Origin of the sequence: Nocardia terrae (genome assembly GCF_009760405.1) — a bacterium.
GTDB classification, from domain to species: domain Bacteria; phylum Actinomycetota; class Actinomycetes; order Mycobacteriales; family Mycobacteriaceae; genus Nocardia; species Nocardia terrae.
The window spans coordinates 1-1,012 of the sequence record NZ_WRPP01000020.1 but is presented as its reverse complement, the minus strand read 5'-3'; the positions used below and the strand labels follow the sequence as shown (position 1 = coordinate 1,012).

Here is a 1,012-nt window from a genome sequence, read left to right as displayed (position 1 = left end):
CCTCCCGGGGTACTTTTCACCTTTCCCTCACGGTACTAGTCCGCTATCGGTCACCAGGTAGTATTCAGGCTTATCGGGTGGTCCCGACAGATTCACAGCAGATTTCACGGGCCCGCTGCTACTCGGGAGTTGCTCACGACAGCCAGATCGTTTTCGTCTACAGGACTCTCACCCTCTACGGTTGGCCGTCCCAGACCAATTCGACTAACGCTCTGGTTTCTTACTGTCGCCCGTTTCGGCAGAAACGGGAAGAACAATCCCACGACCCCGGCTATGCAACGACTGCCGTCTATCACACATAACCGGTTTAGCCTCTTCCGCTTTCGCTCGCCACTACTCACGGAATCACTGTTGTTTTCTCTTCCTGTGGGTACTGAGATGTTTCACTTCCCCACGTTCCCTCCACACGCCCTATATATTCAGGCGCGGGTAACACGACATCACTCGTGCTGGGTTTCCCCATTCGGAAATCCTCGGATCTCAGCTCGTTTGACAGCTCCCCGAGGCTTATCGCAGCCTACTACGTCCTTCATCGGCTCCTGGTGCCAAGGCATCCACCGTACGCTCTTACACACTTACTAACAAAGATGCTCGCGTCCACTGTGCAGTTCTCAAACAACACACCCACTCGGATGGGATATCAGGACTTACCGGCACAGCCGGCAGTTTCTCAGAAGATCCGAGTAGATCGTTTTTTGCCTGGAAAGAACGTCTGTTCTTTCAGGACCCAATAGTGTGTCGGTATATCCACCGCGACCAGTCACTGAGTACTGATCGAGTGCGATGAAGCTTGTCAGTGTTCCACCCATGAGCGTCCGCCGGACTACATGTGAGTCCGAAACGGTCTCTGCCAGAACAACTTCCCACCTGTGTGGGCATGTCTGGAGAAGTGCTCCTTAGAAAGGAGGTGATCCAGCCGCACCTTCCGGTACGGCTACCTTGTTACGACTTCGTCCCAATCGCCAATCCCACCTTCGACGGCTCCCTCCACAAGGGTTAGGCCACCGGCTTC

At 54.5% G+C, this 1,012-nt stretch carries 2 rRNA genes; both read right to left on the bottom strand.

Annotation, left to right across the window (positions count from 1 at the left end):
• Window positions 1-581, bottom strand: a 23S ribosomal RNA gene (locus GPX89_RS43650); the annotation flags it as partial.
• 319 nt (window positions 582-900) lie between these two features.
• A 16S ribosomal RNA gene (locus GPX89_RS43645) occupies window positions 901-1,012 on the bottom strand; the annotation flags it as partial.